This is a genomic window from Kribbella sp. NPDC051770 (assembly GCF_040681455.1).
Classification (GTDB): domain Bacteria; phylum Actinomycetota; class Actinomycetes; order Propionibacteriales; family Kribbellaceae; genus Kribbella.
This window is the reverse complement of sequence record NZ_JBFAYT010000012.1, coordinates 150,288-170,226: the sequence shown is the minus strand read 5'-3', so window position 1 is coordinate 170,226 and position 19,939 is coordinate 150,288. Positions and strand designations below refer to the sequence as shown.

Here is a 19,939-nt window from a genome sequence, read left to right as displayed (position 1 = left end):
ACTGCGTGGCATCTTCTGTGGCATCAACACACGGATACAGATGAAGAATCTCGGCCCGCTAGGCGGGAGTCGCAAAGCCCAAGACGCCTGATGAGAGCGGATGCGACACTGTCGTTCCCCCTTGTAATGAGAAGGCCGCCCGTTCGACCCCGCTCGGCGGAGTTGAGCGCGCATCTGTCACTAGGGCGAGTCGCTCAGTCTGGTGGCGACGGTGGGGTGGTCCCGGCCGTAGGTGGTTCGGCGATGTGGAGGGTGCGTTCGAGCAGGGGCCGTGCGGCGGCCGGGTCGCCGAGGTCTTCCAGAACCACGGCGAGGTTGTTCAGGGTGGCGGCGACGGTGGGGTGGTCAGGCCCGTAGGTGGTTTCGTAGATGTGGAGGGCGCGTTCGAGCAGGGGCCGTGCGGTGGCTGAGTCGCCGAGGTCTCGCAGCACCATGGCGAGGTTGTTCAGGTCGGTGGCGACTTCGGGGTGGTCGGGGCCGTGGGTGGTTTCGTAGATGTGGAGGGTGCGTTCGAGCAGGGGCCGTGCGGTGGCCGGGTCGCCGAGGTCGTGCAGCGCGAGGGCGAGGTTGTTCAGGTCGGTGGCGACTTCGGGGTGGTCGGGGCCGTGGGTGGTTTCGTCGATGTGGAGGGTGCGTTCGAGCAGGGGCCGTGCGCCGGCTGGGTCGCCGAGGTCTTGGAGCACCATGGCGAGGTTGTTCAGTTTGGTGGCGACTTCGGGGTGGTCGGGGCCGTGGGTGGTTTCGTCGATTCGCTGGGCGCGTTCGAGAAGGGGCCGTGCGGCGGCCGGGTCGCCGAGGTCTTGCAGCACCAGGGCGAGGTTGCTCAGGCCGGTGGCGACGCTGGGGTGGTCGGGGCCATAGATGGTTTCGTCGATTCGCAGGGCGCGTTCGAACAGCGGTTTGGCTTTCTGCAGGCGCCCATGTTCGTGAAGGTAGGTTGCTGCTCCGTCGAGGAGCCACGATGTCTGCACTGCGACATCTCTGGAGTTCGGCTCGGTGTCCGTGATGGCGAGGCTGGTGGCTGTGAGGACGTGGGGTAGGAGGACCGCCCATCGTGGCCAGCTCGACGGATTCGATGTGATCGAGCCCGGAGCATCAGACCGCAGGAGGGCGACGGCCTCTCCAAGGGGCGAGCGGATTGGGCCTCCGGTCGGAACGGTCATGGTGCGTCGTCGGGGGTCGTGGGGGTTGGAAGCGTGCGATCGAGGTGCATCGCTCGCAGCGCAGCCTGGATCAGCCGATGGATCTGGAGCCCCGAAGGTGTTCGTTTGGCGAGCGAGTAGTCGACAACCGCCCCAAGGACGTCGGTGAATCGCAAGGTGTCTGCGACAACATCGGACAGGGGCGCTGGTAGGAGGTCAGGGTGATCGGTGAAGAGGTCGAGGGGGATGGACTCGGGGGCGAAGTAGGCGCAAATGTCGAGCAGTTGTCTGGCTGCGAGGTTCTCGTTCTGCAGCCGGTCGAGGCTGAGCGTCCATACCGTTGCCACGGTGTTCCTGCTGCTCGCAATTTGCCCCTTCTCGAGCATCTCGGCGGTACGGGCACGAAGGAGTTCCAGGTAGTCGGCGGCCAGCATGCCAGTATGGTCCATGTACGCGGCGGCCTGCTCCAGGCCGAGAGGTAGGTACCCGAGCTCTTCAGCAATCGTTGCCCCGACTTTCGGATCGAGACCGGGGACTCGCGTTCTCATCAAATCGAGGGCCTCAGGGGGGTCAAGAGTGTCGACCTCGATCACCTGGCCGAGCGCGCGAAAGCTGCCACGCCGAGTTGTCGCGATGGCGTGGCCAGATCTCCCCGCCGGCATCGGAGCGGTCGGCAGCCAAGGGCGAATGGACTCCGCAGTATCGGCGTTGTCGAAGACCAACAGCCAACTGCCGGTCTTGCTGAGGGCCTGCCCAACGTAGGCTTGCAAGACGTCGGGCTCGGGCGGAATGTCCAGGCCGAGCTCAGCTGCCAGCGCGGCGAACTGATCCGGGATCGTGGTTGGCTCCTCGACGTCCATCCACCAAACGACGTCGTAGCGCGAAGCCTTCTGATGCGCGTACTCGGTCGCCAATTGAGTCTTGCCGACACCGCCCATGCCATGGAGCGACTTCACCGTGACGACCGGTGAGCTGTTTGTGAGGCTCTCCTCCAATTCGTTGAGGAGCGTGGTCCGACCGGTGAAGTTTGGGTGCCGCGCAGGGACTTTCAGAACGCTTGGCAGGTCTCCGGGAAATTTAGCTCTACTGGGTATCGCTCGACTGTGACCGGGGAACGGAGGATCCTCGACCGGCTTCCGTCTTCCCTTGATCGCCGCGGCGGTCATCTCAAGGAGACGCGCTCTGGCCTTCTCCTTCTCTAGACCGAACAGATCAAATCCTACGACATTACTCAGCAGGCCAGGGCGTGGACAATCGCTAACCCGGATAGCGAGCAGTTTGCGTTGCTCGCCGAGTGGATCCTGAGCCCAAGCTGCCAACCACTCCGCTTTGCCGTATACCGAAGCCAGGTAGGCCTCAGACAGAACCGCGATCGTTCGATCCGCTCCGGCCACACCCTCATCCATGCTGTGTGTCCAGTTGCTACCTGGGACGAAGTCCCAGGCCTGGACGCGGACGCGATAACTGTTCTCCTCAAGGATCCAGGCGATCCACTCTGCCCACGCGCGATCTGCCTGGGTGTAGGAAACAAAGAAGTCCCACCCCGTACCCTCCGTCACCATCCCGGAAAGATCTCACGTTCCAGAGGAATGGTCCACATATCGTCTGAACGTTGTGACGCATCAAGCCGCCAATTGCTGCTAGTCATGCGGCGAGGCGAGCTGGCACCTGGTCCTGAGACCCGGAGGCTTAGGGGCTCGTGATCGGTGCGGACCGACGGTGTGAGGGTGAGCGGGAGGACGGCGGCGGTCGCAGAATCGCCCGAACGGGTTACGTCGCGGGTTGCCCCGGGCGCCGATGAGATCGAGCTTCACCTTCACCCAGGATCTCTGACTCACTCCACTTCACCTGAGTTCGCCCCATGAATGGCCCCACGACAACGATAGTCGAGGACGAGTTCCCGAGCAGGAGCTGCGGTCTGACCTGCGGTTCTAGCTGGCGCGCCCGGCAGGATTCGAACCTGCGACCAACGGATTAGAAGTCCGACGCTCTATCCAGCTGAGCTACGGGCGCCTGTGCCTGAGGCACGGGGAGAAGTGTCTCAGATCGAGGGCCGACCACGCTCGTGGGTTCCCTGGTGCGGCGTCACGCGGTGTACGCCGTACCGGGACCGACGGTGCGGAAGTACAGCCTTGTCGTTCCATCCCGGTAACGCCCAGTGGCCGGTTCTGCCGTGCCGACTGCTCTCCAACTAGGCTGCGGGCATGAGTCACCCCTCACCAGGCTCCGCCGACGCGTCGCAACCGGCGGCGACGGGCGCGGCCGGCGCGCCGTACCCGCAGCCGAACACGCTCGGACCGCACCCGGTCCCGGGTCAGCGGCGGAACCGGGGGCTGCTGATCGGCATCGTGATCGCGGTCGTCTTCGCGATCGCCGGGCTGCTGATCTTCGGCATCGTCGCCAAGTCGGTCGGCTCGACCGGCTTCGCCTGGGGGATGGGACTCGCGTTCGTCCCGATCGTCATCATCATCCCGCTCTACCTGTGGCTGGACCGCTACGAGCCCGAACCGCTGAAGTACCTGGTGTTCGCGCTCTGCTGGGGCGCCTTCATCGCGACCCTGGCCGCGATCTTCATCAACACCCGCGCCGCCGACCTGCTGCACGAGACGACCAGCGGCGGCAACCGGGCCGCGGTCTTCGTCGCCCCGCCGGTCGAGGAGTTCGCCAAGGGCTCGGTGATCCTGCTGCTGGCGCTGGTCCGGAAGAAGGAGTTCGACGGGATCATCGACGGACTGGTCTATGCCGGGATGGTCGGGATCGGCTTCGCCTTCACCGAGAACATCCTGTACTTCGGCCGGATCTTCGACCAGCTCTCCGAGGAGGGCGGCAACGCGGCCGGCGTCAAGGGCGTGCTCGGGCTGTTCTTCCTGCGTGGCGTGATCACGCCGTTCGCGCATCCACTCTTCACCTCCTGTACGGCGATCGGCATCGGCATCGCCGTCCGGCACCGGAGTACGGCGGTCCGCTTCCTCGCGCCCGTCGTCGGGTACCTGACCGCGGTGCTGCTGCACGGGCTGTGGAACGGCGGCGCGAGCTGGGCGGGCGGCAGCGGCTTCCTGACCGTCTACTTGTTCTTGATGGCGCCGCTGTTCGTCGCGATGGTCGTGTTCGCGCTGGTGATGCGGTCCCGCGAGGGACAGATGATCGCGTCGCGGCTGTACGACTACGTGCGCTTCGGCTGGATGAACGGGCAAGACGTACCGCTGATCGCGACGCTGCGCGGGCGCAAAGCGCTCCGGCAGAACGCGAAGCGCTACGGCCCGCAGGCCGAGGCCGCGGCGAAGGCCTTCCAGCACACGGCGACCGAGTTGGCGTACCTGCGGGACAAGATCGTCCGGCAGGTGATCGGTGCTGACGCTCTGGACACCGAGAAGAAGCTGCTGGACGAGCTGAGGGCCCGGAGGCCTTCGGTGCCGTTCCCGCCGATGCCTGCCTTCGCCACTGCCGTGCCGCAGTTCGCGCCGGCTGGGCCGGGGGTGCCGCTGTACGGCGGACCGGAGGCGGGGTACGGGCCACAGCCGGGTGGGCCTGGGTACGGGGGGCCTGGTGCGCCGGGTGGTCCTGGTGCGCCCGGTGGGCAGCCTGGGTACGGGCCGCAGCCGGGAGGCGCGGTGTACGGCGGGGGGCAGGGCGGCTCGGCGCACCCGGGTTCGCCGCAGCAGCCGACGTACCCTGGGGGACCGCAGCAACCGACGTACCCGGGGGCTCCGCAGCAGCAGGGCGGGGCGCCGGAACAGGGTGGTGGGCCCGGACAGAGTGGTGGTCCGAGACCGCAGCCGGGTGGTTACCCGGACGGTCAGACGGGGTATCCGTCGGGGCAACCCGGCTACCCAGCGGGCCGGGCCGGTTACCCACCGGGACCCACTGGAACCCCGGGACCGCAGGGAGGATACGGTCCCTATCCACCGTCGCAGTGACTTGCCCCCCGTCCACGCCGCCACACGGGATGAAGATGACTTTGCTTCTGCGCTGTCCGACCGGGCACTCTGTGCTCGTGGACGGACACCGTGGCTGACATCAGGTCAGCAGCTGGTGAGGGTTCGGAGCGCTCGGGAGAGCCGCAGCCTCCGGCCCAGACGGAGCCTGCCCCGATGACCTCCCACACCGATGCCAAGGGCAAAGGCTTCTGGCGCCGCCGCCGGCGGAAGACCGAGCCGGTCGCCGCTGAGCCGACGCCTGCTGCTGAGCCTGACCCGACGCCTGCTGCCGAGCCTGAGCCGACGCCTGCCGAGGCTGAGCCGACGCCTGCCGAGGCTGAGCCCACGTCTGCTGCGGCCGCCGAGTCGGCTGCTGCCGCTGAGTCGAAGCCGGCCACCGAGGCCGAGCCGACGCCGGCCGCCGAGGCTGAGGCGAAGGCTGCCGCCGAGCCGACGCCTGGTGCTGAGCCCGAGGCGACGCCGGCCGCGAAGGCCGACCCAGCCCCGGAGCCTGAGGCAACCGACGAGCCGGCCGCTTCCGTGCCCGAAAGCGCCGAAGCGTCTGCCCAATCCGGCAAGCCCGAGGCCGCACCGGAGCCCGCCGTACAGCCGACGAACACCTCCGACGACAACTCCTCCGAAGCGGATGACTCCGACGAGGACCGCCCGAGCGTGGGCGTGACCTACGAGCCGGAGGAGTCCCCGGAGGGCTTCCCGCTGGAGTACGGCGAGATCATCATCGGCCTCCCCAAGCCCGGCGAGGTCCCCGAGTCCGAGCGCATGGTCGACCCGCAGTCGGTAGCCGCCGAGGTCCCGCCGAAGAAGCCCAAGCGCACGGCGAAGAAGGCGGCCTCTAAGCAGCCCGAGCCTTCGGATGATGCCCAAGGCACCAATGCCGAGCCGCTGCCCGAGGCAACCGAAGAGCCGCAGCCGGAGACTCCGGTAGCCGCCGAGGAAACCTCCGCCGCGGACGCGACCGACGAGACGCCAGTCGAGGACTCCACCCCGGCCAAGGCCGCGGAGGAGAAGGTCGCGGACCAGCAGTCCGACTCGGACGCAGCTGAGCAGACGACTGACGACAGCAAGTCCGAAGCTTCGGACGATGCAGTTGCTTCTGCGGAAGCCACCGAGCCTGCGACGGACGAGGTAGCTCCTGAGGGCGCCGCCGAGTCCGACGCTGCGCCCGCGGAGGCAGCCTCCGACGCAGATGCATCTACAGAGGCGGACGCACCTGCTGAAGCAGACGAGCCTGCTGACACCAAGGCGACCGGCGACACCCCGTCGGAGGATGCCCCCGAGGCAGCGTCGGACACTGATGAGTCTGCTGACGCCGCCGAGCCGACCGACGCAGCTGCAGCCGACACCGCTGCCGCTGCCGACGACACTGCCTCCGACGCCGCCGACGTCACTAAAGCCGACGCGGTCGCCGAGACCTCCGCCGAGAAGAGCGCCGACGCGCCCTCCGAGGACAGTGCCGACGCCTCTACCCAGGACAGCGCCGAGGCCTCCTCCGAGGACGGCGCTGACGCGCTCTCCGAGGACAGTGCCGAGGCCTCGTCCGAGGACAGCGCCGAGGACGGCCCGGACGCCTCCACCCAGGAGCGCGCCGAGGACAGTGCCGACGCCTCCACCCAGGACAACGCCGACGCCTCCACCGAGGACAGCGCCGACGCATCCGCCGACGACGGCGCCGACGCCTCCACCGAGGACAGCGCCGACGTACCCGCCGAGGACGCCGCCTCCGACGACGCTGCCTCCGAGGAGACCAACTCCAACGACGCGTCCCCCGCAGACGACGCGTCCCCCGAGGAAACCCCCGAGCCCGAGCTCTCCGCCGAGGAGCTCGCCGCGAAGGCCGCCGAGCAGCAGGCGGCCATGGCGCTCATCACCGCGCTGATGAAGCTCCGCGGGGCGCTTGCCGACAGCAAGCTTCCGCTCGACGTCGTCGGTGCCGACGAGGCCCGGCAGCAGCGCAAGGCGATGCTCGACCAGCTCGACGACTACGTGCTCCCGCGGCTCGTCCAGCTCGAGGCCCCGGTGCTCGCCGTCGTGGGCGGCTCGACCGGTGCCGGCAAGTCGACGCTCGTCAACAGCCTGATCGGCCAGGTGGTCAGCGAGCCCGGCGTACTCCGTCCGACCACTCGCTCTCCGGTCCTCATCCACAACCCGGCCGACGCCGAGTGGTTCGCCGGCGACCGCGTCCTGCCCGGCATGGCGAGATCGAGCGGTGACAGCCCGGGCGGCATGGAGGACCCCGGCCAGATCCGTCTGGTCGCGGCCGACACCATCCCCAAGGGCCTCGCGGTCCTCGACGCCCCGGACATCGACTCCGTCGTCGAGGCCAACCGCGACCTCGCGACGCAGCTCCTCGCCGCGGCCGACCTCTGGCTGTTCGTCACCACCGCGGCCCGGTACGCCGACGCCGTCCCGTGGGAGTTCCTCCAGAGCGCCTCCGACCGCAGCACCGCGGTCGCCGTCGTACTGGATCGCGCCCCCGCGGACACCATCGACGACATCACCGGTCACCTGGCCCAGATGCTGCTCGAGCGCGGCCTCGGCGACTCGCCGTTGTTCTCGATCAAGGAGACGACGGTCGACGAGCGCGGCATGCTGCCGACCGAGACCGTTGCCTCGATCAAGGACTGGCTGATCGATCTGGCCGCCGACGCGGAGGCGCGGTCGGCCGTCGTACGGCGGACGCTGCAGGGCGCGGTGACCGCGATGACGAAGAAGACGCCGGCGTTCTCGAAGGCGGTCCGCGACCAGGCCGACACCTTCGTCGAGCTGCGCGCGAACGCCGAGACGGCGTACGAGCGGGCTGTGAAGGACATCGCGAAGGCGACGGCGGACGGCACGATGCTGCGCGGTGAGGTGCTGGCGCGCTGGCAGGAGTTCGTCGGGACCGGCGAGCTGCTGAAGGGGCTGCAGACGAACGTCGGGCGCCTGCGCGACAAGGTCCGGACGTCGATCGTCGGCAAGCCGGCGCCGACCCGGGACCTGAACGACGCGGTCGAGTCCGGGCTGGACTCGTTGCTGCGTGAGCACGCCGAGGCCGCGGCCGAGCGGGCCGAGGAGTCGTGGCAGTCGACGGCGGCGGGACGGCAACTACTCGCCGCGGGCGACCGCGATCTCGGCCGGATGTCGAAGGACTTCCCGGCGGCCGCCGGCCGTGCGGTGCGCGAGTGGCAGGGCTACGTGCTCGACCTGGTCCGCAAGGAGGGCGCGGACAAGCGCTCGACGGCGCGCATCCTCGCGTACGGCGTGAACGGGCTGGGCCTGTCGCTGATGGTCGTCATCTTCGCCAGTACGGCGGGGATCACCGGCGCCGAGGTCGGTGTCGGGGCGGGCACGGCGGTGGTCGGGCAGAAGCTGCTGGAGGCGGTGTTCGGCGACCAGGCGGTCCGGACCCTGGCGGCGAAGGCCCGGCAGGACCTTGACGATAGGGTTCATGCGTTGATGGATGCGGAATTCGCCCGCTACCTGGCTGTGCTCGACCAGCATCCGGTCGATCCCGAAGCACCCAGGCAACTGACCGAGGCCGCGCGCGCGGTGGAGGACTGCACGTGACGGGAATTGTGGATACGGTCAAGGGCCTGGTGCGCGGCTCTTCCGATGTCCTGACCAAGATCGAGGCGCTGGAGGACGCGGCCGAGGCCGGCAAGGGCCGCCTCGACCAGGTGGTGCTCAGCGAGGCCGAGCAGATCGTGGACCGGGCCGGGCAACGGCTGCGGATGTCCGGCGACCTGACGGTGGTGGCGCTGGCCGGTGCGACCGGTTCCGGCAAGTCGTCGCTGTTCAACGCGCTGACCGGGCTGGACCTGGCGGCGATCGGCACGCGGCGTCCGACCAGCTCGATGCCGCTGGCCTGTGTCTGGGGCGAGGAGCCCGCTGGTGAGGTGCTGAACTGGCTGGGCATCCCGCGCCGGCACCAGGTGCAGCACCGCAGCTCGCTGGAGGAGGCGCAGTCGGAGGACCTCGACGGCCTGGTCCTGCTCGACCTGCCCGACCACGACTCGACCGAGGTGGAGCACCGGCTGATCGTCGACCGCCTGGTCGAGCTGGTGGACCTGCTGATCTGGGTGGTCGACCCGCAGAAGTACGCCGACGCCGCGCTGCACAACCGCTACATCAAGCCGTTCGCGTCGCACTCGTCGGTGATGGTGTTCGCGCTGAACCACATCGACAAGCTCACCGAGGAGCAGCGCAAGAGCTGCCTCACCGACCTGGACAAGCTGCTGAAGTCCGACGGGCTGAAGAACCCGACAGTCGTCGGTACGTCGGCCGTCAGCGGCGCCGGGCTGGACGAGATGCGCGGCCTGCTGGTCAAGCGGGTCAGCAACAAGCGCGCCGCGCGCGAGCGGCTCGCGGCCGACGTCGACCGCGTCGCGGACCGGATGGCCAGCCAGTGCGGCAACGCCAAGACGCCGGAGATCGCGAAGTCGGACATCACCGAGCTGATCGACGCGCTGTCGGATGCTTCCGGCGTACCGGTGGTTGTCGATGCGGTACGACGCTCATATCTGCAGCGCGCTCGCTCCGCGACGGGCTGGCCGGTGACCAAGTGGCTGGGCCGGTTCCGGCCGGACCCGCTGCGCCGGTTGCACCTGGACGGTGCTGCTCGCCAGCTGGGCAAGGCGGCCCGCAAATCCGCGTCGAGCGAGGTGTCGATCGCCCGCTCTTCGTTGCCTGCGGCAACGCCGGTGCAGCGGGCCCGGATGGACACCGCGGTCCGGACGATCACGAACAAGGCCGCCGAGGGACTGTCGCGGCCGTGGGCCGACTCGGTGCGGTCCGCCGTACGGAAGCGTGAGGAGTCGCTGGGCGACGAGCTGGACCAGGCGGTGGCGCGGACCGATCTCGGTGCGACGTCGACGCCGGGCTGGTGGGGTGCCGCGCGGTTCTTGCAGTGGCTGCTGTTCCTGGTGGCGCTCGGCGGAGCCGTGTGGCTGGCCGTGATGGCCGTGTTCGGGTACCTGCAGCTCGAGGACCCGCCGCTGCCGCGCTGGAACGGGATCCCGTACGCGACGCTGATGCTGATCGGCGGCGTGGTGATCGGGGTGCTGGTGTCGGTGGCCTGCCGGCTGTTCGCCACGAACGGCGCGAACCGGCGAGCCCGGCTGGTGGCCCGCGCGCTGCGCTCGGAGCTGGAGAAGGTTGCCGACAGCCACGTCGTCGACCCGGCCCGCGCCGAGCTGGACGCGTACACGATCTGCCGCGACAAGCTGGCGATCGCGCGCCGCTGACCACGCGGACGACGCGGATCGCGCGGACCGGAGCCGGGCGCGGCGGATCGGATTCTGGCGCGGCGGATCGTCGTACTGGCGGAGGTTTGAACACAGAGACGGGGCCGTGAACAGGTTATTGCCTGTTCACGGCCCCGGTTTCTTGTTCAGGGCGCGCCTAGTTCTCCGGCGGGGTCTCCGGGACGTACTGGGCCATCGAGATGGCGATCGCCTCGTCGAGGTCCTTGTCGGTCGTCGTGCCGGAGGCCTTGATCGCCTCGATCCAGGCCTTGATGCAGGCCTCGTTGTACGCGATCACCTCGGGGGAGTTGGCCATCACCGCGGGGTCGGTGTCCTCGGGGAGGTCTCCGTCCAGGTAGAGGGCGAGGCCCATGATCGCGCCGTCCCAGCCCGGGCCGACGTACAGGGCACCGGCGCCGCCCGGCGCGGGCGGGCCCTCCATCGAGTGCTCCAGCTCGAACTCGGTGGTGTCACCGGTGCCCGGCGTGAGGCGGACCTCGAGGGTGCTGGTCGGGCCGCCGAAGGTGACCTTGTAGCGCTTCGGCGGCTCGCACTCGAGGATGTCGCCGCCGGCGTTGCCCTGGATCTGGAAGCTGCCGCCCGGCTTGAGCTCGCCGGTGACGGGGGAGAACCAGCGCGCCATCCGCTCGGGGTCGGTGAGCGCGTCCCAGACCTCCTCGGGCGTCCCGTGGTAGGTCCGCCGCATCCGCACGGTCGCCGTCTCACCGGTCCGGCTGACCTCGCGCTGGACCGCGGTGATGTGTTCCAGGATGTCCATCGGTGTGCTGCCCTCTGTGTCGTCGGTGACTGTCGGGGCCAGAATGCCGGGCTTTGCTTATATAAGTCAAGGCTAAGGCTTGTCGGTTGTCCCCAGGTTTGTTTTTGCTCGTCGTTCGAGGGCTGTTTCGCGGCATCTTCTCTGGTGACAGCACATCCGCGATCGGAGGAACGACATGAGCAACGACGCGTACCTGACTCTGCAGGGCTGGGTCGGCAGCGAGGTGCAACTGAAGAACCTGGACGGCGGTACGACGGTGGCGTCGTTCCGGGTCGGTTCGACAGCACGCAGCTTCGACAAGACCCAGAACCTCTGGGTCGACCGCCCGACGACCTGGTTCACCGTCGACTGCTGGCGCTCCCTGGCCCAGAACGTCGCCGAGTCCATCAACCGCGGCGACCCCGTCGTCGTCTACGGCCGCCTGCGAACCAACGAGTGGACCGAGAACGGCGAACCCCGCTCCCGCACCCTGATCGAGGCCTTCTCGGTCGGCCACGACCTCTCCCGCGGCACCACTACGTTCCGCAAACAGCTCCCATCGGGCTTTGCCGGCACGCCTTCACCCTTCGACGACCTACCGGTGCTGGGCGCGGAGGAGCTCGACCCGTTCAGCACGTCGTCCTCCTCGGAGGCTGCCTAGAGGGCTAGGTCGCCGGGGTGCGTGGGTACCGGTTCGACATGGTTTGGACTCTGCTCGCCGCACCTCGGTGGATCGTCGCCGCTGTGACAGCGCTGATCGCGTTCACGGGGTACTCGATCGCGTTCAAGCTGACCAAGGATCTGAGCTGGACGGCTGCCCTGCTGATCGGCGCGGCCGGCGCCGCGGTTGTCTTCCTGGCGGTCTTCGTGGGCCTCACGCTGCGCCGCCGGGATCTGAGAGCAGTGGGAGCCGACGAGCTGTCTCCGCGGCAACAGCTGAAGGCCTACCGAGCTGTCCAGCGCGGGCGGCTCGATCCCGACCCTGCCCTCCGTGAAGTCACCCTGCGCATCGCCGACCGTCGGCTGAAAGGATTTCAACGTCATCGACTTCTCGTGATCATCACCGCAGCTCTGCTGGCGGTGTCGGCAGTGCTCAGCATCTTGGACGGCCGCATGGTCGGCGCCGCGATCACCTTGGCCGGTGCCGCCGGGGCTGTCGGACTCCTCGTCCAGGCGAGGATTCTGAAGAAGCGGGCTGCCCAGCTCCTGGCTGCCGCGACCGGCGCCGGTTGGGACTGGGTGGGGGGCAGCGCATAGGCTCTGGAGCATGGCGGAATTCATCTACACGCTTCGTGGGGTCCGGAAGGCGCACGGGGACAAGGTCGTGCTCGACAACGTCACCTTGAACTTCCTGACCGGGGCGAAGATCGGCGTGGTCGGGCCGAACGGCACCGGCAAGTCTTCGCTGTTCAAGATCATGGCGGGGCTCGACCAGCCCTCCAACGGTGAGGCGCGGCTGGCCGAGGACGCGACGGTCGGGATCCTGCTGCAGGAACCGCCGCTGACCGAGGGCAAGACGGTGCTGGAGAACGTCGAGGAAGGCGTTGGCGACACCAAGAAGAAGCTCGACCGGTTCAACGAGATCAGCGCCGAGCTGGCCGATCCGGACGCCGACTACGACACGCTGCTCGCCGAGATGGGAGACCTGCAGACCGAGCTCGACCACCGCAACGCGTGGGACGTCGACGCTCAGCTGGAGCAGGCGATGGATGCGCTGCGCTGCCCGCCGGCCGACGCGATCGTCGACAACCTGTCCGGTGGTGAGCGCCGCCGGGTCGCGCTGTGCAAGCTGCTGCTGCAGCAGCCCGACCTGCTGCTGCTCGACGAGCCCACCAACCACCTGGACGCCGAGTCGGTGCTCTGGCTGGAGCAGCACCTGCAGAAGTACCCGGGTGCCGTCCTGGCGATCACCCACGACCGGTACTTCCTGGACAACGTCGCCGAGTGGATCCTGGAGATGGACCGCGGCAAGACCTACGGGTACGAGGGCAACTACTCGAAGTACCTGGAGACCAAGCAGGCGCGTCTCGTCGTCGAGGGCCAGAAGGACGCGAAGCGGCAGAAGATCCTGGAGCGCGAGCTCGAGTGGGTCCGGTCGAACGCGAAGGCCCGGCAGACCAAGAGCAAGGCGCGGCTGGCCCGGTACGAGGAGCTGGCCGCCGAGGCCGAGCGCGCCAAGAAGCTCGACATCGACGAGATCAACATCCCGGCCGGTCCGCGACTGGGCAGCACGGTGCTCGAGGTCAGCAAGCTGGAGAAGGGCTTCGGCGACCGCAAGCTGATCGACGGCCTGAGCTTCTCGCTGCCCCGGGCCGGCATCGTCGGCATCGTGGGCCCGAATGGCGTCGGCAAGTCGACGCTGTTCCGGATGATCGTCGGCGAGGAGACCCCCGACGTCGGCACCCTGAAGCTCGGCGAGACGGTCAAGATCTCGTACGTCGACCAGTCCCGCGGCGGCCTGGACCCGCAGAAGACGGTCTGGCAGCAGGTCTCCGACGAGCTCGACTACATCAAGGTCGGCTCGTTCGAGATGCCGAGCCGGGCGTACGTCGCGTCCTTCGGGTTCAAGGGCCCGGACCAGCAGAAGCCGACCGGCGTCCTGTCCGGCGGTGAGCGCAACCGGCTGAACCTGGCCCTGACGCTGAAGATGGGCGGCAACCTGCTGCTCCTCGACGAGCCCACCAACGACCTGGACGTCGAGACGCTGCAGTCGCTCGAGGACGCGCTGCTCGAGTTCCCCGGCTGCGCCGTGGTGATCTCCCACGACCGGTGGTTCCTCGACCGCGTCGCGACCCACATCCTGGCCTGGGAGGGCACCGACGAGGACCCGGCCCAGTGGTTCTGGTTCGAGGGCAACTTCGCGTCGTACGAGGCGAACAAGATCGACCGCCTCGGCGCCGAAGCCGCCCGCCCGCACCGAGTCACGCACCGCAAGCTGACGCGCGACTGACGCGGGCGGGGACAGCCGCTCCGCACGCCCGGCGGTAGTGCCCCTCGGTGAAGCGACCGAGGGCCTGAGCGCCCAGGCCAAGACCACGGTCGGCAAGGCCAAGGCGGCCCGGGTCACCGCCGGGTGGGCTCGGGCTCACAGCGCTCGTTCTCCCTTCCATGGAGTCCATCGAAGCCCCATCTCCCTGACCGGGAGGTGGGGCTTCGTCATGTCTCAGGCCCGAACAGTTTGCCTCCGAGCTAAGTATGGCTAATACTTAGCCTCATGGCACAGTATTCAGCGGACGTCGACGGCGTCTTCGTCGCACTCGCCGACCCGACCCGGCGTGGGGTGGTCCGGCGGCTCGGCCGCGGACCGGCGAGCGTCGGGGAGCTGGCGGACGAGTTCCCGATGACGCTCCCGTCGTTCATGAAGCACGTCCGGACGCTGGAGTCGAACGGGCTGATCCGGACCGTGAAGACCGGCCGGGTGCGGACCTGTGTGCTGAACCGGGAGCGGCTCGCGGTGCTGGACGACTGGCTCGCCGAGCAGCGCGCGGTGTGGGAGGAGCGGACCGATCGGCTGGAGAGTCTGGTCGACGAGCTGATGGAGGAGGAGCGATGAATCCGGAGCTCGATCTGGTGGTGGAACGCGTGATCCGGGCGCCGCGGGCGGTGGTGTGGAGCGCCTGGACCGAGCCGGCGCGGTTCGCGCGGTGGTGGGTGCCGGCGCCGGCGGTCTGCCGCGTGGAGCGGCTCGAGGTACGGCCGGGCGGCGGGCTGGTGACGCGGATGAGCGAGGACGGCGTCGACTTCGTCCCGCACCTGGACGCGATGTTCGTCGTCGCCGAGGAGCTGGAGCGGATCGTGTTCACCAACACGGTCGACAGCGCCTGGCGGCCCGCGAACCCGGCGCCGGTCGCGATGACAGCGGAGATGACGATGGCCGACCACGCGGACGGTACGGCGTACCGGATCGTGGTGCGGCACGGCGATCCGGCGTCGCGGAAGCTGCACGCGGAGCTGGGGTTCGCGGACGGGTGGGGATCGGTGACGGCGCAGCTGGCTGGAGTGGCGGAGGGGGAGGTTGCGGGATGAGGCTGGTGCTGACGGAGTTCGTGACGCTGGACGGGGTTTGTCAGGGGCCGGGGTCGCCGGAGGAGGATCCGAGTGATGGGTTCACGCGGGGCGGGTGGTTGATTCCGTTCCTGGACGAGACGTTCGTACGGCGTACGTCGGAGTGGCTGGACCTGGCGGACGGGCTGCTGCTCGGGCGGCGGACGTACGAGGCGTTCGCGCGGGACTGGCCGGCGATCACGGACCCGGACGACCCGTTCACCGGGCGGATGAACGCGCTGCCGAAGTACGTGGTGAGCAGCACGCTCACCGAGGCGTCGTGGGAGCCTTCGATGATTCTCTCGTTCGAGTCGGTGGCGGAGCTCAAGGCGCGGCCCGGGCGGGAGCTGCAGATCCATGGGAGCGGGCGGCTGGGGAACGCGCTGCTCGCGGCTGGGTTGGTCGATGCTGTGCGGTTGGTGGTCGCGCCGACGGTCGTTGGGTCGGGTCGCCGCTTGCTCGACCATCCTGGAGCACCCGTCGGGCTGCGGTTGACCAAGCACGAGGTCACGGGGACGGGCCTGCTGTTGCTCGAGTACGAAGCTATGGGCGCTGCTGAGGTCGGCACCTACGAAGGCGTCGGCGCCTTCGTCTGAGTGAGGGAACGCCCAGCAGCCGGAGACTCAGTCCCCTAAAACTCGGGTCGGCGGACGTGCAGCACTCAGTAACTGTCGCGTTGCCGGTCGGCCCACGCTCAGGTGGGCGCGGATGCGCGAGGCGGGCGAGGGTTAGTGAGTGGTGGAGTGACACTGACCGACGCCCACCACTGTCCACGCAGCCGCCGGCGGCATCGGCCTCGCCCGGAGACGGCGAATCGGGCGCGTGCGAAGGGCGTTGATCAGTGGTGGGTGTCGGCCGTGTGTTCGACCAGCTCAGCCAGCAGCAGGTGGCGGAAGGGCTGCAGAACGGTCCGTGTCGTGGGGACCGCACGATCGGGCTTCGTTCAGTGCGGCAGGGTCAGGATCTCCGCGCCGTCCTCGGTGATCGCGATCGTGTGTTCGCTGTGTGCCGTGCGGCCGCCCGTCACGCTGCGCAGGGTCCAGCCGTCCTCGTCGGTGACCAGTTCGGCGGTGTCGGACATGATCCACGGCTCCAGTGCCAGCAGGAGGCCGGGGCGGAGCTTGTAGCCGCGGCCCGGGCGCCCGGTGTTGGAGATGTGTGGGTCCTGGTGCATCGTCGAGCCGATGCCGTGGCCGCCGAACTCGGTGTTGATCTCGTACCCGGCCGCGCTGAGCACCTCACCGATCGCGTGCGACAGGTCGCCGATCCGCGCACCGGGACCGGCGGCGGCGATGCCCGCGGCGAGGGCGCGCTCGGTGGTGGTGATCAGCGCGACGCTCTCCGCCGGCTGCGAGTCGCCGACGATGAAGCTGATCGCGCTGTCCGCGGCGATGCCGCCGAGGAGCACCGCGAGGTCGAGGGTCAGCAGGTCGCCGTCGGCGAGTGTGTAGTCGTGCGGCAGGCCGTGCAGGACCGCGTCGTTGACCGACGTACAGATGTAGTGACCGAACGGCCCGCGCCCGAACGACGGCTCGTAGTCGACGTAGCAGGACTGTGCGCCGGCGTCGGCGATCATCGCCTTGGTCCACTGGTCGATCTCGAGCAGGTTCGTACCGACCGTGGCCCGGCTGCGCGCGGTCTGCAGGATGTTCGCGACCAGCGCGCCGGTCTCCCGCGCGCGGGGCAGCTCGCTGGGGCTCAGGATCTCGATCATGCGGGCGCCTCTCCGGTGCTACCAATAACTATCCCGGCCATATTATCCCGGGACTAGAATCGGTTCATGGTCAGGTTGCCGCTCACCCCCGCGGAGGTCGAACGCGGCCAGCGCCTCGGCGCGCTGCTGCGGCTGGCCCGGGGCGAGCGCTCGATGCTGGAGGTCGCGCTCGACGCGCGCGTCTCCCCGGAGACCCTACGCAAGATCGAGTCCGGCCGGGTGGCGACCCCGGCCTTCCAGACCATCGCGGCGATCGCCGGGGTGCTGGGGCTGTCGCTGGACGCGGTGTGGGTCGAGATCAGCCGGCCCGAGGGCGAGCCGGGGCGCAACGCGCGGGAGTGGCTGGCGTCGTAGCGCCGGGTTGTCCGCGTACGGCGATCGCCTGGGTGCCTAGTGCGTCTCGTACTGAGCGCGCATTGCTGCTGCTCGCTCGTACAGGGTGCTGCGAAGCCAGTCAGGCTGCAGGACCTCTGCGTGCGTGGCGAGCTGCCAGAACGCCCAGGTGGCATGCCGGGCGTCCTGGAACGTGACCTCCATGCGGAGGTGAGTGCTGGCGGCTGCGGTCCCCTCGGGCAGTTCCGGCTCCCCGGACGGCACCGGCTCCTCCGACAGTACGGCGAGCGCCGTGTCGACCAGCTCCTTGCGGCGCGCTGGGTTGACCTCCGCGAGGACCGTCACCTGGTCGCCGCTCGTGCGGAAGCGAGTACTGCGCTCCTGCCAGGCCTGGTCGAGGTCTACCTCGGCTGGGCGCTCAGCTGGTTCCGGCAGTGCCTCAGCGGCTAGCACACGGGAGAGGCGGTACGTGCGGTCGTCGCCGGCCTTCGTGGCGAGCAGGTAGCCCTGCTCGCGGACGGTGACGAGCCCGATCGGGTCCACCGTCCGCCACTCCGGCGGCTGCCCGGCAGGCGCGTACTGGATCCGCAGGCGATGCCCGGTGAGCACCGCGCGCCGGATCTCGCCCATCACCGGCTCGGGGATCTCGTCCGGGTCCCGCCGCCGCGACAGGATGTCGATCTCCGGGTCGAGCAGGAGTCGCTGCGCGGCGCCGGTGGCGGTGTCGCGGTAGCTGTCGGGGAGGGCGTCGACGAGCTTCAGCATCGCGGAGGCGAGCGCCGAGCCGAGCCCGAAGGCCTGCGCGCCGCGGCGCGAACCGGCGACCAGCAGGGCGAGGGCCTCGTCCGGGCCGAGGCCGGTGAGCTCGGTCTGGAAGCCGGGGAGCAGGGCGAAACCGCCGTGGCGGCCGCGTTCGGCGTACACGGGGACGCCGGCGGTGGAGAGCGCCTCGATGTCGCGCAGCACGGTGCGCGTGGAGACCTCGAGCTCGCGGGCGAGCGTCGCGGCGGACAGCCGGCCGCGCTGCCGGAGCAGGAGGACGAGCGAAACCAGACGGTCGGCGCGCATCGCCCGAAAATACCTGACCAAGGGTGTCGTGAATTGTTGGCAGGCTCATCAGCTCGACGAACCGAATGGAGCTGATGTGGCTGTGGAACGAACCGCGATCAACCCGGTGACGTGGTCGGTGGGGATGGGCTTCAACCAGGGCGAGCTCGTCACCGGCGCGACCCGCACGCTGTACTGCTCCGGGCAGACCGCGATGAACGCCGACGGTAAGCCCGAGCACGACGACGACCTGGCCGGTCAGCTCACGCTGAGCCTCGACAACCTGGAAGCGGTGCTGGCCGAGGCGGGGATGACGCTGGGGGACCTGGTGCGGCTGAACGTATACACGACGGATGTGGACATGCTGTTCCAGCACTACGGCGTACTGGCCTCGCGCCTGGGCGCAGCGGGGGTGGCGCCGACCACGACGATGCTGGGGGTGACCCGGCTGGCGATCCCCGGGCAGCTGGTGGAGCTGGAAGGCACAGCGGTCGCCTGAGGTAGTTGACGCCGCCTTACTGTCGTGCGGGCGGGAGCCTACGCTCTAGTGACCTACCGCGAACGGAAGGGTCTGCGTGGCAATCCTCCGCGCAGACCCAATCCGCCTCAGCGTTGGCCGATGTTTTCCGAGACCGCGTCGAAGACCCGGCCCACCGCGGCGAAGTCCTCCGGGGAGGCGAGGTCCACTAGGTGTTCACGGACGCCGGCGACGTGGGAGGGGGCGGCCTGTTCCAGGAGGGTGAAGCCGGCGTCGGTGAGTTCGGCCCAGACTCCGCGCTTGTCGGACTTGCAGGAGGTGCGGCGGACCAGGTCCGCGGCCTCCAGGCGGCCTACAGTGTGGGTCAGGCGGGAACGGCTCTGGTGCAGGCGGTCGGCGAGCTCGGCCATCCGCAGGCGCCGGTCGGGGGCCTCGGAGAGGCGGACCAGGATCTCGTAGTCGTTGATGCCCAGGCCGAACTGCCGCAGGTCGTCGTCCAGCTTGGCCATCAGGCGCGCCGTGCCCAGCAGGTACGCGCGCCACGCCACCTGCTGCTCGGAGTCCAGCCACCGGGTGCCAGTCGTCATCGTCACCCGGACAGTGTACCGGGAATGTAGTTCAGATTTAAACCGTTAGGGCTCACATAACAGGTTGAAATTTTAACTAGCCCCCGAGAGGACCTGATGAGCATCACCGGTACGACGACCGCGACCAGCACCATCCCCGGCCTGGTGGCCGGCACCTACGCCCTCGACACGGCGCACACCGAGATCGGCTTCACCGTGCGTCACCTGATGACCAAGGTGCGTGGCACCTTCCGCGAGTTCGAGGGTGAGATCGTGGTCAAGGACTCGCTGGAGGAGTCGACCGCCGCGGTCAGCGTCGAGCTGGCCTCCGTGCACACCCGCAGCGAGCAGCGCGACGGGCATCTGCGCTCCGGCGACTTCTTCGACGCCGAGAACAGCCCCAAGATGACCTTCACCAGCACCGCGCTGAAGCCGGAGGGTGACGACTTCGTCCTGGCCGGTGAGCTGACCATCAAGGGTGTCACCAAGCCGATCGAGTTCGCCGTCGAGTTCCTCGGCGTCGACCAGAACCCGTACGGCCAGAAGATCATCGGCTTCGAGGCGTCCACCTCGATCAGCCGCAAGGACTGGGGGATCGACTTCAACGTCCCGCTGGAGGGCGGCAAGCTCCTGATCGGCGACAAGGTGGAGATCCACCTCGACGTCCAGGCTGCGCTGCAGGACTAGCCGGTACGCCG

At 68.9% G+C, this 19,939-nt stretch carries 18 protein-coding genes and 1 tRNA gene; 12 read left to right on the top strand and 7 right to left on the bottom strand.

Annotation, left to right across the window (positions count from 1 at the left end; genetic code table 11):
- Nucleotides 1-194: 194 nt before the first annotated feature.
- From AB0M01_RS32445 to AB0M01_RS32435, 3 genes are all read right to left on the bottom strand, one after another.
- A complete protein-coding gene (locus AB0M01_RS32445) occupies nucleotides 195-971 on the bottom strand; it encodes a tetratricopeptide repeat-containing protein (RefSeq protein WP_363676290.1) in 777 nt (258 codons plus the stop codon).
- A 188-nt stretch (nucleotides 972-1,159) separates the two neighbouring features.
- Complete coding sequence (gene fxsT / locus AB0M01_RS32440; RefSeq protein ID WP_363676289.1) at nucleotides 1,160-2,704, bottom strand: FxSxx-COOH system tetratricopeptide repeat protein; 1,545 nt, start codon at nucleotides 2,702-2,704, stop codon at nucleotides 1,160-1,162.
- Nucleotides 2,705-3,078: 374 nt separating this feature from the next.
- A tRNA-Arg gene (locus AB0M01_RS32435) sits at nucleotides 3,079-3,155 on the bottom strand.
- Between the two features lie 191 nt (nucleotides 3,156-3,346).
- On the opposite strand from AB0M01_RS32435, the gene AB0M01_RS32430 reads away from it, so the two are divergent.
- From AB0M01_RS32430 to AB0M01_RS32420, 3 genes are all read left to right on the top strand, one after another.
- Nucleotides 3,347-5,059 carry a PrsW family intramembrane metalloprotease gene (locus tag AB0M01_RS32430; protein ID WP_363676288.1) on the top strand — a complete coding sequence of 571 codons (1,713 nt, stop codon included), beginning with the start codon at nucleotides 3,347-3,349 and terminating at the stop codon, nucleotides 5,057-5,059.
- Nucleotides 5,060-5,233: 174 nt separating this feature from the next.
- Entirely contained in the window at nucleotides 5,234-8,626 is a 3,393-nt protein-coding gene (locus AB0M01_RS32425; RefSeq protein ID WP_363676287.1) for an AAA family ATPase, read from the top strand.
- Nucleotides 8,623-10,302, top strand: a complete 1,680-nt coding sequence (locus AB0M01_RS32420; RefSeq protein WP_363676286.1) for a GTPase — start codon at nucleotides 8,623-8,625, stop codon at nucleotides 10,300-10,302. Before AB0M01_RS32425 ends, AB0M01_RS32420 begins: the two co-directional genes overlap by 4 nt.
- 157 nt (nucleotides 10,303-10,459) lie before the next feature.
- On the opposite strand, the gene AB0M01_RS32415 is transcribed toward AB0M01_RS32420, so the two are convergent.
- On the bottom strand, nucleotides 10,460-11,080 hold the full coding sequence (locus AB0M01_RS32415) for an SRPBCC family protein (protein ID WP_363676285.1): 621 nt from the start codon (nucleotides 11,078-11,080) through the stop codon (nucleotides 10,460-10,462).
- A gap of 175 nt (nucleotides 11,081-11,255) precedes the next feature.
- On the opposite strand from AB0M01_RS32415, the gene AB0M01_RS32410 reads away from it, so the two are divergent.
- The 6 genes from AB0M01_RS32410 to AB0M01_RS32385 all read left to right on the top strand — a co-directional run bounded on the left by AB0M01_RS32410 (nucleotide 11,256) and on the right by AB0M01_RS32385 (nucleotide 15,699).
- Complete coding sequence (locus AB0M01_RS32410) at nucleotides 11,256-11,720, top strand: single-stranded DNA-binding protein (RefSeq protein WP_363676284.1); 465 nt, start codon at nucleotides 11,256-11,258, stop codon at nucleotides 11,718-11,720.
- 83 nt (nucleotides 11,721-11,803) lie between these two features.
- Entirely contained in the window at nucleotides 11,804-12,316 is a 513-nt protein-coding gene (locus AB0M01_RS32405; RefSeq protein WP_363676283.1) for a hypothetical protein, read from the top strand.
- Nucleotides 12,317-12,326: 10 nt separating this feature from the next.
- The gene (ettA, locus tag AB0M01_RS32400; protein WP_363676282.1) at nucleotides 12,327-14,009 is read left to right on the top strand and encodes an energy-dependent translational throttle protein EttA; all 1,683 of its coding nucleotides are present in this window, start codon (nucleotides 12,327-12,329) and stop codon (nucleotides 14,007-14,009) included.
- Between the two features lie 264 nt (nucleotides 14,010-14,273).
- Nucleotides 14,274-14,612, top strand: a complete 339-nt coding sequence (locus tag AB0M01_RS32395; protein WP_363676281.1) for a metalloregulator ArsR/SmtB family transcription factor — start codon at nucleotides 14,274-14,276, stop codon at nucleotides 14,610-14,612.
- Complete coding sequence (locus AB0M01_RS32390) at nucleotides 14,609-15,085, top strand: SRPBCC domain-containing protein (RefSeq protein WP_363676280.1); 477 nt, start codon at nucleotides 14,609-14,611, stop codon at nucleotides 15,083-15,085. Before AB0M01_RS32395 ends, AB0M01_RS32390 begins: the two co-directional genes overlap by 4 nt.
- Complete coding sequence (locus AB0M01_RS32385) at nucleotides 15,082-15,699, top strand: dihydrofolate reductase family protein (RefSeq protein ID WP_363676279.1); 618 nt, start codon at nucleotides 15,082-15,084, stop codon at nucleotides 15,697-15,699. Before AB0M01_RS32390 ends, AB0M01_RS32385 begins: the two co-directional genes overlap by 4 nt.
- A gap of 347 nt (nucleotides 15,700-16,046) precedes the next feature.
- Here AB0M01_RS32385 and map read toward each other — a convergent pair whose 3' ends face one another.
- Nucleotides 16,047-16,817, bottom strand: a complete 771-nt coding sequence (gene map / locus AB0M01_RS32380; protein ID WP_363676278.1) for a type I methionyl aminopeptidase — start codon at nucleotides 16,815-16,817, stop codon at nucleotides 16,047-16,049.
- A gap of 66 nt (nucleotides 16,818-16,883) precedes the next feature.
- Here map and AB0M01_RS32375 point away from each other — a divergent pair, with 66 nt between their 5' ends.
- Nucleotides 16,884-17,171, top strand: coding sequence for a helix-turn-helix transcriptional regulator (locus AB0M01_RS32375; protein ID WP_363676277.1), 288 nt, complete (start codon nucleotides 16,884-16,886; stop codon nucleotides 17,169-17,171).
- Between the two features lie 36 nt (nucleotides 17,172-17,207).
- On the opposite strand, the gene AB0M01_RS32370 is transcribed toward AB0M01_RS32375, so the two are convergent.
- Nucleotides 17,208-18,218, bottom strand: a complete 1,011-nt coding sequence (locus tag AB0M01_RS32370) for a WYL domain-containing protein (protein WP_363676276.1) — start codon at nucleotides 18,216-18,218, stop codon at nucleotides 17,208-17,210.
- 82 nt (nucleotides 18,219-18,300) lie between these two features.
- Here AB0M01_RS32370 and AB0M01_RS32365 point away from each other — a divergent pair, with 82 nt between their 5' ends.
- Nucleotides 18,301-18,696, top strand: coding sequence for a RidA family protein (locus tag AB0M01_RS32365; protein WP_363676319.1), 396 nt, complete (start codon nucleotides 18,301-18,303; stop codon nucleotides 18,694-18,696).
- 107 nt (nucleotides 18,697-18,803) lie between these two features.
- Here AB0M01_RS32365 and AB0M01_RS32360 read toward each other — a convergent pair whose 3' ends face one another.
- The gene (locus tag AB0M01_RS32360; protein WP_363676318.1) at nucleotides 18,804-19,262 is read right to left on the bottom strand and encodes a MarR family transcriptional regulator; all 459 of its coding nucleotides are present in this window, start codon (nucleotides 19,260-19,262) and stop codon (nucleotides 18,804-18,806) included.
- Between the two features lie 96 nt (nucleotides 19,263-19,358).
- Between AB0M01_RS32360 and AB0M01_RS32355 the strand changes: the two genes are divergently transcribed.
- A complete protein-coding gene (locus tag AB0M01_RS32355) occupies nucleotides 19,359-19,928 on the top strand; it encodes a YceI family protein (protein WP_363676275.1) in 570 nt (189 codons plus the stop codon).
- Nucleotides 19,929-19,939 lie beyond the last annotated feature (11 nt).

Coding starts and splice junctions, on each gene's coding strand:
- ettA (WP_363676282.1), top strand. CDS start 12,327: ATGGCGGAATTCATCTACACGCTTCGTGGGGTCCGGAAGGCGCACGGG.
- AB0M01_RS32385 (WP_363676279.1), top strand. CDS start 15,082: ATGAGGCTGGTGCTGACGGAGTTCGTGACGCTGGACGGGGTTTGTCAG.
- AB0M01_RS32375 (WP_363676277.1), top strand. CDS start 16,884: ATGGTCAGGTTGCCGCTCACCCCCGCGGAGGTCGAACGCGGCCAGCGC.
- AB0M01_RS32355 (WP_363676275.1), top strand. CDS start 19,359: ATGAGCATCACCGGTACGACGACCGCGACCAGCACCATCCCCGGCCTG.
- AB0M01_RS32415 (WP_363676285.1), bottom strand. CDS start 11,080: ATGGACATCCTGGAACACATCACCGCGGTCCAGCGCGAGGTCAGCCGG.
- map (WP_363676278.1), bottom strand. CDS start 16,817: ATGATCGAGATCCTGAGCCCCAGCGAGCTGCCCCGCGCGCGGGAGACC.
- AB0M01_RS32395 (WP_363676281.1), top strand. CDS start 14,274: ATGGCACAGTATTCAGCGGACGTCGACGGCGTCTTCGTCGCACTCGCC.
- AB0M01_RS32430 (WP_363676288.1), top strand. CDS start 3,347: ATGAGTCACCCCTCACCAGGCTCCGCCGACGCGTCGCAACCGGCGGCG.
- fxsT (WP_363676289.1), bottom strand. CDS start 2,704: ATGGTGACGGAGGGTACGGGGTGGGACTTCTTTGTTTCCTACACCCAG.
- AB0M01_RS32360 (WP_363676318.1), bottom strand. CDS start 19,262: ATGACGACTGGCACCCGGTGGCTGGACTCCGAGCAGCAGGTGGCGTGG.
- AB0M01_RS32390 (WP_363676280.1), top strand. CDS start 14,609: ATGAATCCGGAGCTCGATCTGGTGGTGGAACGCGTGATCCGGGCGCCG.
- AB0M01_RS32410 (WP_363676284.1), top strand. CDS start 11,256: ATGAGCAACGACGCGTACCTGACTCTGCAGGGCTGGGTCGGCAGCGAG.
- AB0M01_RS32425 (WP_363676287.1), top strand. CDS start 5,234: ATGACCTCCCACACCGATGCCAAGGGCAAAGGCTTCTGGCGCCGCCGC.
- AB0M01_RS32370 (WP_363676276.1), bottom strand. CDS start 18,218: ATGCGCGCCGACCGTCTGGTTTCGCTCGTCCTCCTGCTCCGGCAGCGC.